At 50.4% G+C, this 15,647-nt stretch carries 10 protein-coding genes; 3 read left to right on the forward strand and 7 right to left on the reverse strand.

Annotated elements, in window-relative coordinates; genetic code table 11:
* The first annotated feature begins 4 nt into the window (after nt 1-4).
* From ACFQ0N_RS11425 to ACFQ0N_RS11435, 3 genes are all read left to right on the forward strand, one after another.
* On the forward strand, nt 5-295 hold the full coding sequence (locus tag ACFQ0N_RS11425) for an EamA family transporter (protein ID WP_379326035.1): 291 nt from the start codon (nt 5-7) through the stop codon (nt 293-295).
* On the forward strand, nt 285-602 hold the full coding sequence (locus ACFQ0N_RS11430; RefSeq protein ID WP_379325985.1) for an EamA family transporter: 318 nt from the start codon (nt 285-287) through the stop codon (nt 600-602). The genes ACFQ0N_RS11425 and ACFQ0N_RS11430 overlap by 11 nt, the downstream gene beginning before the upstream one ends.
* A gap of 67 nt (nt 603-669) precedes the next feature.
* Nucleotides 670-1,992: a DUF6080 domain-containing protein gene (locus ACFQ0N_RS11435; protein ID WP_379325987.1), complete on the forward strand. Its 1,323-nt coding sequence runs from the start codon at nt 670-672 to the stop codon at nt 1,990-1,992.
* 946 nt (nt 1,993-2,938) lie between these two features.
* On the opposite strand, the gene ACFQ0N_RS11440 is transcribed toward ACFQ0N_RS11435, so the two are convergent.
* The 7 genes from ACFQ0N_RS11440 to ACFQ0N_RS11470 form a co-directional block, all read right to left on the reverse strand.
* Nucleotides 2,939-4,249, reverse strand: a complete 1,311-nt coding sequence (locus ACFQ0N_RS11440) for a 6-phospho-beta-glucosidase (protein ID WP_379325989.1) — start codon at nt 4,247-4,249, stop codon at nt 2,939-2,941.
* 25 nt (nt 4,250-4,274) lie between these two features.
* Nucleotides 4,275-5,249, reverse strand: a complete 975-nt coding sequence (locus tag ACFQ0N_RS11445; protein ID WP_379325991.1) for an N-acetylglucosamine kinase — start codon at nt 5,247-5,249, stop codon at nt 4,275-4,277.
* A 16-nt stretch (nt 5,250-5,265) separates the two neighbouring features.
* Entirely contained in the window at nt 5,266-6,300 is a 1,035-nt protein-coding gene (locus tag ACFQ0N_RS11450; RefSeq protein ID WP_379325993.1) for a LacI family DNA-binding transcriptional regulator, read from the reverse strand.
* 83 nt (nt 6,301-6,383) lie between these two features.
* Entirely contained in the window at nt 6,384-7,736 is a 1,353-nt protein-coding gene (locus ACFQ0N_RS11455; protein WP_379325995.1) for an ABC transporter substrate-binding protein, read from the reverse strand.
* A 31-nt stretch (nt 7,737-7,767) separates the two neighbouring features.
* The gene (locus ACFQ0N_RS11460; RefSeq protein ID WP_379326037.1) at nt 7,768-8,643 is read right to left on the reverse strand and encodes a carbohydrate ABC transporter permease; all 876 of its coding nucleotides are present in this window, start codon (nt 8,641-8,643) and stop codon (nt 7,768-7,770) included.
* A 5-nt stretch (nt 8,644-8,648) separates the two neighbouring features.
* A complete protein-coding gene (locus tag ACFQ0N_RS11465) occupies nt 8,649-9,545 on the reverse strand; it encodes a carbohydrate ABC transporter permease (RefSeq protein WP_379325997.1) in 897 nt (298 codons plus the stop codon).
* A gap of 180 nt (nt 9,546-9,725) precedes the next feature.
* Entirely contained in the window at nt 9,726-15,152 is a 5,427-nt protein-coding gene (locus ACFQ0N_RS11470) for a glycosyl hydrolase family 8 (protein ID WP_379325999.1), read from the reverse strand.
* Between the last annotated feature and the right edge of the window lie 495 nt (nt 15,153-15,647).

Genomic DNA, 15,647 nt, shown 5'->3' on the forward strand with positions numbered 1-15,647 from the left:
ACTCATGATTATCTCTGCTTTTTTGACTGCTACAGGGCAGCTGTTCTGGAAGTGGGGACATGACAATTGGCTCTATCTGGCCATCGGCTTCCTTTGTTACGGGGCTGGCGCTATTTTTATGATCAAAGCTTTTTCAATGGAGAAGCTGTCGGTCGCTTATCCGCTTATGTGCGTCAGCTATATCTTTGCTCTGTTTTACGGACATTGGTTTCTGGAAGAAATCATTACTTGGAAAAAGCTGGCCGCTGTCGCCTTACTAGGAATCGGGGTGACTTTAACGTCCTATGACAAATAGCTGGATTTACCTTTTACTTCCGCTCATGACCTTATGCGGCGCGCTGGGCAGTGTCTTTTTCAAACGATTTTCCATGATCAAATCGCTGGTCAGCCTGATGATCGGCGGCATGTTTTATGGCGTGGGCGCCCTGCTCAACATTTATTTACTTGGCAAGCTTGACTACACGATCGTCATGCCGGCCAATGCGCTTACCTTCATTTGGGCGCTGCTGCTGGCAAAATGGATTTTCAAAGAAACGATCGGCATGTACAAAATTGCCGGCGTCGCTTTTATTATTTCCGGACTTTTGCTGCTTATTTTATAAATTATGATAGAAGTGCGTGTTCAAAAGACGACTTTTTGAACAACCTCTATAAGAAAGGTGGACGATGATGAGTTTTCTCGGTTACGTTCTGCAAAGCAGACATGACAATAAGAAAGCACTCGTACTGTTCATCGTGCTGGCTGCTTTTTACATTGTGATGGATTTTCCCTATTTGACCTATATGAAGGATAACGCCGAGCAGTTGGCTGCACATAACCCCTTCTACGGGGCGCCATTCTCGCTCAACTTGTTCAACTTCGATCCGTCGATGTACTATGGCTACAACAATATTTCCATTATTCACCCGCTCATTAATTTTCTGGCCGGATCCCTGAATTACATAGCAGGCCACTGGGGAGGAAATTTATTTTTTCTTGTCCTGCAATCGGCAATCAATGCGCTTAGTTCTGTGCTGATTTATTACTACTTGCGGGGCAGCGAGGCCGGCAATTGGCTGGCGATGCTGTTTGCCGTCTTTTTTGGCATCAGCTCCTATAATTTATTTACTGCAATGATCCCGGATTCCTATCCGTATGTGCAGTTTATGCTAATCTGGTCGGTTCTTTATTTTCAATACACCCGGGAATCGTCCCAGCCAACGATCAGAACCGGCTCTTACGCGTCGCTGGCCTTTGTCAATTTCGCCTTAACCTCAACCAATATTGTGCCATTGACCGGCGCGATGCTGTTTAACGGCATTACCCGGCGCGACAAACGGACTTACCGCGCCTTTGGCGCCGTCGTCATTTGGGCGCTAGTACTCGTCATCGTCTTTACCGGCCTGCAATGGCTCGTCTTTGACGGAAGTTCCTGGGCAACCAACTGGTCAAACACCTTGGATGCAGGCGGCTTCAGCTATGTGGCACCTTTCTCGTTCAGCCATCATTGGCAGGCTTTCTATATGCTTGGCGTAAGTCCGGTACTGACACCGGACGTGACAATGATCGATACCGGCATCGTTGCTGTCGTTACTGATCTTGCCCAGTCATACCCGTTCTATGTGCATATTATCGGCATCGGAGTGCTTTTGCTGGCTCTGCTCGGCTTTATTCAAGGCTTCCGCACGAGAGAAGCGTGGGTGCTGGCCTCCTTTATTATTTTCGGCCTGCTGCTTCATATCGTCGTCGGTTTTGGACTGGCTGCCTTTAAATATGATATGTATCTATACGCCGGCCATTTCCTGTTCGCGATCTTCCTGCTTGCAGCGAGATTTATCAATCAGATGTATCCGGGAATAGCGAAAACAGCGCTGCTTGGCATCATTCTGTTGTTCACCCTCGTTACGCTGGGCAATAACATTATGAAACATAGCGAAGCGCTGGATCATATCAAGCAATCCTATGCTGAGCTGAAGCAGGAGCAGACAAATGCCGCCGCGCAAGCGGATTAAGCAGAAATGTGCGCTGTGCTGTGCGGCTGGACAGAGGCGGGACGGGACGGCAGCTCTGCCAGAGCGGCGCTGAGGGGCGATTGTTGCGCAAAATGCAACATTTTAGCGCCAAAGCTCTCTGATATGCCAAAAATGTTGTACGGTGTGTACGGTGTGCAACAATCAGTGCCATTTATGCCCTCTGGAGAGGCAGATTCTTGCATTTCGTACAACAATTCGAGGCACCGTGTGATTCTCACCCTGGATTTGTTGTAAAAACTGCAATATTTGAGCGCGTTTTGCCGTTTGCCGGACCGTGGTTCCGTTATCTGTGAACAATCGTGCCAAAACAGCCGGGCAGCGGACCGTGGTTCCGTTAATGGCTGCCGATAGCCGCAAATATCCAGCAAAATGGCCAATAAGGGATCGTGTGTCCGCGAAACCTGAAATTGGCCTTTTTTTCGATGAATAGCGGATCGTATGTCCGCGCTGCTCAAAAAAATGCCAGTAGCCGCACTGCGCCACTCGCGAACCCGCGGCGCGGGCTCCCCTGTCTGAGCAGCGGCTAGGCAAGCACGCACAGCACATCATCGATTTTTAATTCGAGCGATGAGAAGAAACGGCTGACGCTTTGGCACGAGGCAAGTTTCTTCCCCTGAAATTTTTATTGGCATTCATCGCTGTCAGTTAGAGCCCCTAAGAAGGGGCAAGTTGCAGAGCGGTTTCTGACGGAAGCCACAGACCTTATTTCGCTAATAACCCCTCTTTTTGAAATCTAACAGAAGTGAGCGATCTTAATTCGACGTTTTCTTGCGAAATCGGGCTCATCATCATCAAATAGCGGCTCACAGTTCCGTTACAATTTCAAACCGGTCGAATTTTCGCAAATAGCGGCCGTGAGATCCGTTAGATTAGGCCGCACTATATTAAAAATAGCCTGTTGGAATCCCCAACAGGCCGAGCATTTTCACGATTTAAAAAACAATGGCAAATAAGGCTTGTTCTTCTCCAGCATCTCATCCAGCAGCGCTTTTCCCGTATTGACTGAAGGTACCAGCGGATGGCTCACCATCGCCTGCAGGGCAATGCTGCGATCTCCCGTTATAGCCGCTTCAATTGTCAACCGCTCATAGGTCTTGACTGCGTGAATCAAGCCTCGCACATGCTCCGGCACATGAGCGACCGGCAGTGCTATCGGTCCCTGGCCGGTGACGACGCAGTTCACTTCAATGACCGCATCTTCAGGCAAAAAATCCAGGATTCGGCCATTCGGCACGTTCAACGTTTGAATATCGCGTTTGTCATTATATAGGGAATCCATCAGATTTACTGCCGCCTCGGAATAGTACGCCCCGCCGCGCTGCTCAAGCTGCTTCGGCTTCTCCTGCAAATTCGGATCTTTGTACAGGTCGAACAATTCATCCTCCACCTGCTTGACGACCTCGGCCCGGGTTCCGCCTGACTTCATCGCTTCCAGCTGCTCCTCGAGCATAACGTCGGTCATATAGAAGTATTTCAAATAATAGGATGGAAGACCGTCTAACGCCCGCAGAAAATCGAGATCCCATTCCGAAGCCGGCACGTTTTTGCCGGAGTATTCTTCCCTTTTGTCAAGCAGCTCCGCCAGCTTATTCACTCCGTCTACCTCGACGCGCGTCACCCAATGCAAATGATTCAGCCCGACAAACTCGGTATAGAGATGATTAATGTCTGTTTCGTACTTTTGGCTCAGCCACTTGTGCAGGCCGATTGGCGCATTGCATAAGCCGATGCTTTTGACCTTGGAGAAACGGGCCACTGCCTCTGTAACCATCCCTGCTGGATTCGTAAAATTGAGCAGCCAGGCGTCGGGCGCCAGTTCTTCAATATCTTTGCATATATCCAGCAGCACCGGAATGGTGCGCAGCGCCTTCATCATGCCGCCCGGGCCCGTCGTCTCCTGGCCGATCACTCCATATTTATTCGGGATGTGCTCATCCCATTTGCGCGCTTCCAGCAAGCCGACACGCATTTGTGTGGACACAAAGTCCGCCCCTTCAATCGCCTTGCGGCGATCCAGTGTAAGATGGACCTCAATCGGCAATCCTGACTTCTCTACCATCCGCTTTGCCAGCCCGCCTACGATTTCGAGCTTGTGCAGGCCTGCCTCTATATCTGCCAGCCATAACTCCCTGACCGGCATTTGATTGTACCGCAAGATTAAACCTTCTACAATTTCCGGCGTATAAGAGGAGCCGCCCCCTATAACTGCAATTTTCAATCCATTGCCTCTAGCCATCCGTTCTACCTCCCACTGTTGCTGTTCAAATCAAGCTGTAGTCCGATACTTGACGCAGCCGCTCGTAGATTGGCCCCGGCAGCTCGATTCCTGTGGCTTCAACGGCCAGCCATACTGCGCCGACGACCGGCTCTACTGCCAGCTTTATAATATTCGCTTGCGGCGCAACCTCCTGTACCGCTTGCTCGATATAAGCCTGGATATAGTCGCCCTTGCTCCGGGTTACGACACTGCCCGCAAGCACTACATCAAAGATCTGTTTCTCCATGCCAAGATGTCTGATAACCGCCTGCGCAGATTTGCCAAGCTCGACCCCTTGGCGGCGCAGAATGGCTTTGGCGACCTCATCTTCCTGCTCCGCAGCTGTAAACAGCAGCTTCGTTAAGCGGAGCGGAGGGGATTTATGATGGTCCAAATAATTATCAAACATTTCCTTCACGCTGTCATACCCGAGATCGTCGAGGACAAGCTGCGTCAGCAAGGTCGGCCGCTCGCGCCCGTCCCAGGCCCGGATAACAGCCCGGAACGCCTCTACGCACAGTGTGTCGCCGCCGCCAAAATCCCCCAGTAAGTAGGAAAAGCCCCCACACTGATAAAAATGCCCATATGGGTTCACGCCTGCACTGTTAGTGCCCGTACCGCAAATCAATACAACGCCATAGGGCCGGCTCGTTCCCGCCCGCAGCGCGATCATCGTATCGCAATTGATCGTATGCCTGGGAAATCCCAGCTCGGCGATCATCGGCCGTAAAATGTCATAATCGATTTCCCGGTCGGCCCCCGCCAATCCGAAATAGGCGAATTCAATATCGTCCTGCACCAATCCGGCCTGCGCCAGCGCCATCTCCACTGATTCCCGAATATTGCGGCTGGCATCGTCATAGCCGACCTGGTGGTTGCCGTTGCCGCTAGTTCCTTTGCCTGCAATTGTTCCCTGCTCATCAACGATAAAAGTAACCGTCTTGCTGCCTCCGCCGTCAACGCCCAAATAATATTTCACAGCACTCACTCCCACCCTATACTTTCTTTATGTTTGACCGATTGTTCATCTCACTGATTCCAAGTCTGGGGGAGGTCGACTCTCTAATGACAAGCTCCGGCTCCAGCATCGTCGTCATTCCGCGCCGCAACGCGCTGTTCATGCTCCTTAAGAGCAGCTCTACGCCGATCTTCCCCATCTGCTCGGCAGGCTGGCGGACTGTTGACAGCTGCGGATGAAATTCTGAAGCGAGTATCTGATCGTCAAAGCCAATGACCGAGACGCTCTGTGGCACAGCAATCCCTGCACCCTTGAGAGCATCGATGACGCCAAGCGCTATGTAATCATCCGCTGCAAAAATGGCGGTTGGCAGCCGTTCCGCCGCCAACCATTTTCGGGCAATGCGGTAGCCTGACGCAATCTCGAAATCGCCGCGCTCGACACAGAACGGCTGCACTCCGTGATCTTTCAGCGCCTCCCGGTAGCCCCGCTCCCGTTCACGGCTGCTGAGAAACAGCTCCGGTCCGCTAATATGGGCAATATCCGTGTGCCCCAAGTCGATTAAATGCTTGGTAGCTTCGTATCCGCCCTTGAAATTGTCTACCATCACGGAAACCGCCGACGGGTTGCGCTGCTGATTGTCCAGCAGGACGAACGGGATTTTGTTTCGCTTCAATTCAAGCACGTACTCTTCCTCATACATCGGCGACAGCAGCAACACCCCATCCACCCGATCTTCCTGAAACAACGATTTGTGATACGCATCAGGCTCTCCAGTCGAAATGGACAAAGCCAAAAAATAGCCTTTTGCCTCCAGAAGATCGTTGACTTCTTTTACGACAGCATCGAGAAAGGAATCATTCAACGTTGTAATCATCATGCCGATAATGCCCGTACTGCCTCGGGCGAGACTGCGCGCCGAGGCGTTCGGATGATAGTCAAGCTCCTGCATTGCTCTTATGACCCGCTCCCGGTTATGCGGCCGCACGGAGGGGGAATTGTTCAACACCCGGGATACCGTCACTACGGACAAACCCGATTTTTTGGCTACATCAAAAATACTAACTTTCATCGCAATTCCGTCCCCGACAAATATTTATAGGAAAATGCAGCGATGCCAAAGAGGAACTGCTTCATGCGCCTCTTCAAGGCTCGTTACTTGTTCACCCTGGCCAGCAAATCCTTCAGCTTCTGCTCGATCCCCGGCAGCACGTCTTCGACCTTCTTCTCGCCGTTCTCGACGCCCGCCAGCTCATTGATAAACAATTCATTGATTTGCGAGTAGTTGGAGATGAGGTGATTATAGGATTCGAAGCCGTATTTATAGGCCCCTTCGAACACTTGCTTAATTCCTGCAGGATCGATGCCCTCAAAATTATTGTAATATTTCTCGGCTGCTGCTTGGTTAACAGGCGGGTTGCCGCCGCTGAGTTCGATGGATTTCTCCTGAACCTCTGTCGAAAGGAGGTATTTAATCCACTCCAGAGCTTCCTTCGGATGCTTGGAATCTTTAAGCACGAATAACGGATCGACATACAGCACGCTTCTTACTTTCTCGTTCGGTCCTTGCGGAACAGCGGCAACGCCTACATTAAAGCTGAAATCGGAGGATGCGGCAAGGCTCCAGGAGCCAACGACCGACATGCCGATTTTGCCGGATAAGAACGGATCGCCAAATTGCCCGGATACCGTCTGGGAAAAAGCGGGGGTAGGCGAAACCTTTTTATCGTAAATGAGACCATAAATTGTTTTATAGGCTTCAATGACCTCCGGCTTTGTCAGGTTGACCTCGGAAGGCTTGCCTCCGTTGGTCCATGTATCTTCAGAGTAGACGTTCGCCCCGAAATATTGCGGACGCTGATCGCGCTCTCCGAACCCGAAATCGACACCGTATTGCGCCTCGTCCAGATTTTTGGAATCTACTGTGATTTTTGCCGCATACTCTACCATCTTCTCGAATGTCCAGCTTTTATCCTCATAATCCGTTGGCGGGTAAGGCAGGTTGGCTTTATCGAACAGGTCCTTGTTGTAAAGCATGACCGTCACATAGCTGTTAAGCGGAATGCCGTATGTTTTGCCATCTACCTTATAGATGTTCATGACATCCTCGGGAATGTTATAATCCGCTCCGCTGAATCCGTCCAAATGAGGAGTCAGATCCATCAGCATGCCTTTGTTGTAGTACTCCATAAAACCGCCGTAGCCCCAATGAGAAGTCACATCCGGCGAGTTTTTTGCCGCTATTGAGGATTGCAGTTTGGAGTCGAACTGCTCATAAGGCGCTTTGGTGACCTTTACTTTAATGTTAGGATGCTTGGCTTCAAAATCAGGAATTAATTTTTCGACAAAAGTCCGGTCAGGAGAGTCGATCGTATAGTGTGTAATTGTAACCTGCTCCTCTTTGCCGCCGTTTCCTGAACCAGAGCCATCCTTGCTGGAGCATGCCGATGCCAGCAGCAGCGGCACAAGTGACATACTAACGAGAACAGACATCCACTTTTTGTTCATGTTTCTCATTTCCCCCTTAAAATTAATAAAGCTACTTGATGCCTGTCAGCACAATGCCTTCCACAAATCTCTTCTGGGCGACTGCGAACAGCAGCACAATCGGCAGCACCGCCAGAATCGAAGCCGCCATCAGCAAATGCCACGGAGCAAGACGGAATTTCGAGGAGAGCATCGCCGCCATCCCGACCGGGAGCGTGAAGTTCTCTTGCGAATCCAAATAAAGCACCGGACCGAGCAAATCGTTCCAACTCCAGATGAAGGAGAAGATGGCTACGGTCGCAAGCGCAGGCTGCGCCAGCGGAAGGGTAAGATTCCAGTAAAGCCGGAATTCGCTGCATCCGTCTATGCGGCCGGCATCATAAAGCTCATCAGGCATCGTGGAGAAAAATTGCTTTAACAGAAAAATCATATAAGCCGAGCCGAAAAAGGACGGCAAAATAAGCGGAAGCAAGGAATCGTGCAGGCCCAGATTCATGAACAGCAAAAATTGTGGAATCATAATCGCCGGATAAGGCAGCATCAAAGTGCTGAGCACCAGCATAAACATAAAGCCGCTCGCTTTCGTCCGGTATCTGGCGAATCCGAACGCCACAAACGACGAAGAGAGCACTGTGCCGATTACCGTTACTACAGCTACGATAAGACTGTTTTTGTACTGCTCGCCTAACTTGATATCATTGTTAATGAACAGCTCGCTAAAATTTTCCCAGGCAAATACCTTCGGTATAAATGTTGGCGGAAACACCAGCAGTTCTTTGGAAGTCTTCAGGGAGGTCGAGATCATGAACCAGACAGGAGACAGCATGGTGACCGTCGCAACCAGCAAAATCAGAAACCCGGCAATCCGCGCCAAATCCAGTCGTTTCCTGCCGGCTCCCGCTGGAACATCGCGGGTATGGATCGACACTTCTTTCAACGGCCGCGCCTCCCTTCATAATACACATACCGATTCGACGCTCTCATTATCAGATAGGTGACCAGCATGACTGCGACCAGCAGCAGCCAAGCCATCGCCGATGCATATCCGTAGCGGAAATTTTTAAAGGCGTTGATGTAGATATTGTACACATAGAACCAGGTGGAGTAGCTCGGACCGCCCCTTGTAATCGTATACGCTTGTGTAAATACCTGAAAGGAATCAATGACGCCGATAATGAGCTGGAAAAGGAATACTGGAGATATCATCGGAAAGGTCACGCTCCAGAACGTTCTCCAGCGGCCTGCCCCATCCAGCCTTGCCGCTTCCAGCAGATGGGCGGGCACCCCTTGCAGCCCGGCGAGAAAGATCAGCATCCCGCCGCCCATGCCCCAGAATGACATAATAATCAGCGCCCACAGCGCATAGTTCTCATCGAGAAACCAGTGGATCGGCTTAATGCCGAACAAGGACAATCCGTAATTGAACAATCCCGCTTGCGGGTTAAACACCCAGAACCACAATAGCGACATCGATACCCCTGAAATCATGCTGGGAAAATACATCGCTGTCCGAAAGAACCCGCGAAACGGCACCTTCTGGTTAATCAAAATCGCAAAAATCAGGGAAAGAAACAGCGTGATTGGGACACTGATGAAGGTATATTTAAGTGTTACCACGATCGAGTTCCAGAAGTGATCGTCATGAAGCAGCTCCTTGAAGTTATTCAGACCGACATAGACGGGCGCATGAATAATGTCATAGTCGGTGAAGCTGTAATAAAACGATGCAGCGACTGGATATAAGGCAAAAACAAGGAAACCGATCAGCCAGGGCGAGATAAAAAAATAGAAATATCTGCTTTCGCGCCTTTGCTCTCTGCTGCGCTTCATACAATGCCCCCTTTACTCGCTTGTCAGAAAGTTAAAGCGTTTAAACTTTATACAGGAATTTTATAACAAAAAAACCATTTGCGCAAGCACAGATTTTTCAAAAAATCCGCAGGGTGCAATAGAGGGAATCCGCCCTGAGACGGCTCGCCTCTATTACTTATAACCGGCAAGAAATATCGCCTACTTCTCCATAAAACGCTGCATTCTCAACAGAATCGTAACCGCTTCAGCACGGCTCGTCACAGCTTCCGGTACGAACTTGTTGCCGCTTCGCCCCAGGATAAGTGCGCGCTTCTCGGCCGTCTCGGCCGCTTTCTTGGCCCAAGCAGGTATTGTCCTGTCGTCAGCAAAGCTTGTCGTCCCAGTAGCATCATCGTCAATACCGACGACGGCCGCAATTATTTTGACCATCTCTGCTCTGGAAATCGGCGCATTCGGACGGAAACTGCCATCCGTGTAGCCTTTAACGATTTGCGCATCGGCAGCCTGGGATACCGCTTGAAGCGCCCAGCCGCCAATCGCCGCCTTATCTGTAAAAGACAGCTCCGCTCCCGCCGTTTGCGGTTTCAGCACCCGCATCAGCATCACTGTAAATTCTGCCCGGCTTACCGGGTTTCCTGGTTTAAATGTTCCGTCTGCATACCCTTTGACGATGCCGTCTGCAAGCGCCTGGCGAATATCCGTTTCCGCCCAATGTCCGGAAATATCTTTGAAACTCGGCTTGCCCGGTTCCGTTACAGTTTCATCAGATTGATCGACCGCCATTACAGCAAATTTATAAAACTGATCAACGGCCACCTCAATTTTACCGTCCTTTACTTTGCCGCCGAGCTTCACCCACTTCTTGGCCGCTTCATCGAAGTAGAATACTGCTGGCACTTGATTGTTCTGCAATTTGGCGGCGTCGAATCCGAATATGAGGGTTACTGGCTTACTGAATTTATCCGCAAAGTTTTTGCGAATTTCAAATATCGGACTGAGGAGCGTCTCGCCTTTGACAATGAGCTGATCGGTCTGAGCCAATTGTTCGATCGCAAGCTTCAACTGCTGCGTTGTCGCTCCTTCGGGAATGATTATTTTTACCTTGTCGCCCAAGTTTGCAACGCCGCTGCTGCCGGCAGAGAACGTATAGGCCCAGTCTGACGGCGGGCTTACAATGATGCCTCCTGTGTCAGAGCCGCCCTGCAATGTTGCAACATTACGCGCATTGCTCGCCTTCGAGAAGTTGCCGGCCGCATCGAAAGCAATAACGTAATACTGATAGAGCGTGCCTGGGCTTAGTCCCGTATCGCTGTAGAAAGTATCCGTCGTTTCAGCAATCTCCTTGCCGTCGCGGAATATTTTGTAGCCGGCAACCCCCAGATTGTCGGTGGAGGCCGTCCATTTTAGATCGATGCGGGTACTGGATACACTTTCGGCCCGCAAATTTACCGGCGCCGAAGGAGCTTCCATATCTGTAATTGCCGGAGTCCACCAGTTGCCGGATACGACAATCATGCTGAGCAGCCGGAGATTATTGCCGAAATAAAGATCATCCTCCGTCTTCACCGCAACATTATAGTCCCACAATTTGTTCAGCCATTGCTGATTGGCGCCGTCGATCATCGCGCTGACCATGAATGGGGCCGTGAACGAAATATCTTCGTAATCCGCTATCGGCTCCGAGCCGTCAAGCTTGTAGCCGGCCATAACGCCCTTCGGATCTTCGTTTGTCGTTTCGCGTATCCATTTGTTGATCATGCTTAGCTGCGCTTTCGCTCGAGTATCTCCGGTCAAGAGATAATCGGTGCCGATCCGCCATGGCACACGCGAGGAATTGTAGTTATAATCGCCATCATACTCCGACTCCAAAAACAACGGTGGCGCCGGGATATGCCCTTGAGCGCCCTTCACGACAAAATCGGGAAGGAGACCGGCGTTCGGACTGTATTTCTCAAACAGGCTCTGTGTAATGGTGTACGTTTTATCGATGACCTGATCCCACCTGCTGTCGCCGGATACAATTCTGTAATCCTTCATATGCTGCAGCATAAAATCGGATGGGCGGGTAGCGCCGGCATATTTTCCGTCGGTCGCCCAATCGGCAATTCTTAATGTCCATTCCGTCTGATTGACTTCACTTTGCATAATCGCATCGATTAATTTGCGCGCCTGCGCAAAATAGTTAATTTCTCCGGCGCTGCCCCACTGCTCATGCGCGAGCAGCAATGCGTAGGCAATATCCATATCACCGTCTGTAGCGGAATCTGCACCGTTAATATCGATGATCGCCGTCCCATTATCCGCCTGCTGCCAGGCCATTAGCTCGGGATTGATTTCACTCGGATGCGCCTTGAAGTAACGGTACATGCCGTCAAAATATTTTTTGGCCTCCGCATCATGTCCGGCCATAATCGCTGTAATCAGCATGCCGTAACCATGGGCCTCAGATACCGTTATCTCCCCATCCTCAAACCAATCGCCATCCGCATACCAGACATAATATTGATCCGGCGCATACGGGTTTTGTTTCAAATATTTCTTTTTCCATTCGTCATACAACCTCTTTACGGTCGCATCCATCTCCGCTTGGGTCACATGGCTAGGCTTGATTGTTCCTCCCGCATAAGCTGTATGCTGCGGAAAAGCTTTGAACGGGCCTTGACCTGCCGCCGGCCGCTTCGTCGTTACCTGGACTTCATTGCTTGCCAAAGATTCAATATCCTCCGCGCTAACCGCTGTCACCTTATACGTATAGATCGTATCCGGGGACAGACCCGTGTCCTGATAAGAGAGCGTTGACGCATTGACCGCCCCAACCTTCACACCGTTCCGGTAAACATTGTATCCAGAGACTGGCACAGATCCCGGGGAGGCCGACCATGTCAAATGAACCTGATAGGCGGACATTGCTTTTCCTTGCAAATCTGCCGGCGCCGAAGGTGGCTCGTGCTCAACCGGCCCCTCAATTGTCGACACCTCGACCGGATCGGAATTCAATCTCGTCCCTACAGCTTTAATGATAAAGTCATATTTCTTATCTGCGTTGATGTTGTCCAGCGTGTAGCTGTATTCACTCTTGCCTTCCTCTGCCGGAACATAGACACTCCAAAATTGCTTCACTTTATCGTTCTTCTCATAGATGCGGAACCCTCTGACAGGCTCCGGGCCAACAGCAGGCCTACTCCAGGAGATGACCGCTTTGCCGCCCTCTATCCGCACCTTGGCGTTTTCCGCCTTGGCCGGCTTGACGTCTGTTCGCTTAATGCCATATTTGTCATAGGCAACAAGCCCCTCGCCGACAGCGCCGGCTTTGCCGGCATCTTCCACTGCAGCCGTGTAAGCAGTAAAAGCCAGCACCTGATCCGCTACCGATACATCTGTGAACATTTTTTTGAATGGCTGTTCATCGATCGCAGCAAAATAGTCGTCATAAGGAATCGGGTTGCCGTTTTCGTCCAGCAATTCCTGGGCGTCGCCATTCTCATCAATGTAATGCTTGTTGTTTTTCGTATAAAATTTATTGCCGAACGCGTTGGACATCAAGTAGACGGTTCCTTTCGGATTGAGGGCATTGCCCTGCTCATCAAACTTGATATCCGTTACAATTTCATCATTGTACATTTGGAAGGATCTCATATACATATGATCATGGGCTTCGAACACCATATCGATTCCCATCTCGTCAAAGGCGGGGATTAAATACTTTTTATAAAACTGTACGCGCTCATCCTCCCATTGCGCAGAGTTGTCGCCCGCTCCATAAGGCCCTTTATGGAACGTCACAAACTTCCACTTTTTATCGCTTTTTGCCACCGTGTTCTTCATCCAGGCGACCTGATCCCAAAACTCCTTATCAGCCCAGTCTACCGTTTTTCCGTCTTCAGCAAGCGCCCCTTCAAATTGCGAATTGAAAACCATGAAGAGCGCATCGCCATATTCGAAGGCATAGACTGACCCTTCATGCGTTCCGGCCACAACCTGCTTCGGCAAATTGAAATGGTTGTAGAAGTTATTGTTAGGCGTCGTAACATCGCCGTCATAATCGTTAACCTCATGTCCGCCAAGCACCGGGACGAACGGGACATTGGCCAGCGACTGTTGTGCTGCATCCAGCATCCACTGCCATTGCTCCTCCAAGTCTCCATTGTCCACCAAATCGCCTGCATTGATCAAAAATTTGGGATTGCCGATGAAATCGACTGCCTTCCTGAACGTATCGGCCCACGGTTCGAAATCCGACTTGCTTGAAGCCTGCGAGTCTGATCCGGCAATAAAGCGAAATGGCTGATTGCCGGCTGTATCAGTGGTGAATGAGCCGATCGCGCTCCACCCATCGGCATTGCCGTTGCCGACACGATATTTATAAGCCGTGCCTGGCTTCAGCTGATCAGCGATCGCTTTATGGCTAATAAACTTCGCGTAGGTTTTGGAATCCCGGTCAGAGGTTTTCATAAATGTTGCGATTTCCTCAGCCGTTCCCTTGTAGATCAACGCTTCATCGTCAGGGAAGACATTTCCTTGCACCTTGGAAGCTTCCGCTACCTGCACCACAGTATCCGTCATTTGATCCGTATACCAGGCAAATGCAATGCTCGACTTCGGATCGCCATTAAAGGTCATATTGATCAGCTTCGGAGCGAATGGCGAAGCCTGAGTCGTAAAGCTCCAGGAAATGCCGCGGACAAGAGCCGTATCGTCAGTACCGGTTACGAAAGTTTGCGGAATCGTGACCGTGTATGTTTTGCTATACTTGAATTGCGGGTGGCTGATTTTTATTGTATTCCCGTTCACGATCTCCGCCGCCACATTATGTACTGGCACGTTCTCATCATCGACGATCGTCAGAGCGGAGCCGGCGTTAGTCGCAATGGCTTTATTAAATTTTACGGTTAACGGCTCTTCGACTGGCACATTCTCGGCCGCGTCTTTAGGCAGCTTGAATATATCGATCGTTGGAACGATAATCCCGGCATTGTCCGTCCGTTCCCCCTGCACCGCAATGTTCCGGATCAGACTGGAGCCGCCGCCTCCTATCGCATTGGGCTCGCCCTTCGTATTGAACCCAGACCGGACGATCCAGCGCACATAGATCAGCTCCTGATCGTTGGCGGCCTCCGGGAGGGCAACATTTTTCAGCTTGCATGCATCATCCGGGCAAGTGAAGGACGAAATCGCCGTCATCTGAATATTCGTATTCGCCACGTCCGACCACGCCTGCCCGTCAGTACTCAGCTGCACCTTAAAATCTCGCGGCCCGGATCCCGAAGAAGTCTGCTCCGACGATAAGGTTATGTTTTTAAACCCTTTAGTCGGGAAGGCAGCCAGCCAATACTTCTGACTGTAATCTCCGCCCCAGCCCTGATAGCTAAGCGCTTTGCTGCTGTAATATTCGAAAGTTGCTCCCACATTCTGAAACAGGGCTGCCGCTTGATAGGCGCCTCCCGTCGCTGCCGAGACTCCGTTCTCTCCTTCGTCAGCAAACTGCCATTCTGCCAATATCTGAGGTTCAGCGGATTCATCGGCGGCAACTGCCAGATTCGTGAAATTCATTGCCAGCAGCATGACCGCCAGCAACAGACAAGTCATCATGCGGTACATTTTATTTCTGCTTCTTCCTGCATTCACGTACATTCAACCCCTTCCCCGTCTAATTCATCATGATCGTTCATTCCAGCCTACTGCCATCGCCAAACGATGTATGCGGTTTCAATCAGCCGATAATTATCCCCTCCTTACCTCTCATTAGCCTGCCTTCACTAACCTGATTGCACGAAAGTTAAAGCGATTTAACTTTCAAACCGAGTGTATCCTGTTACAACTAAGCTGTCAATATAAAATATTCCTTTTACAAAAAATTAGTCATGCATTACATAATTATTAAAACGTTTAAACTTTTATGATGAGAAAAAGCGACTGACGACGTCCTATGGCATCTGTTACCGGCAGGCGAAGTCCAGGGGGGTGAGCCCCGTTTCATCTAACGGACGCCAATGCTAAGCTTGACCCACATCGGTTCCATGAAATTCCAGCAGACTATTTGTGGAGTAGAACCTGCTATTTAGGCGCTTTTAGGCAAACCATATTCATTGAGTATTTCCAACGAAAAACTTAATGTGGAAT

It is taken from the genome of Paenibacillus sp. GCM10027626 (assembly GCF_042676285.1).
Taxonomy (GTDB): domain Bacteria; phylum Bacillota; class Bacilli; order Paenibacillales; family Paenibacillaceae; genus Paenibacillus_Z.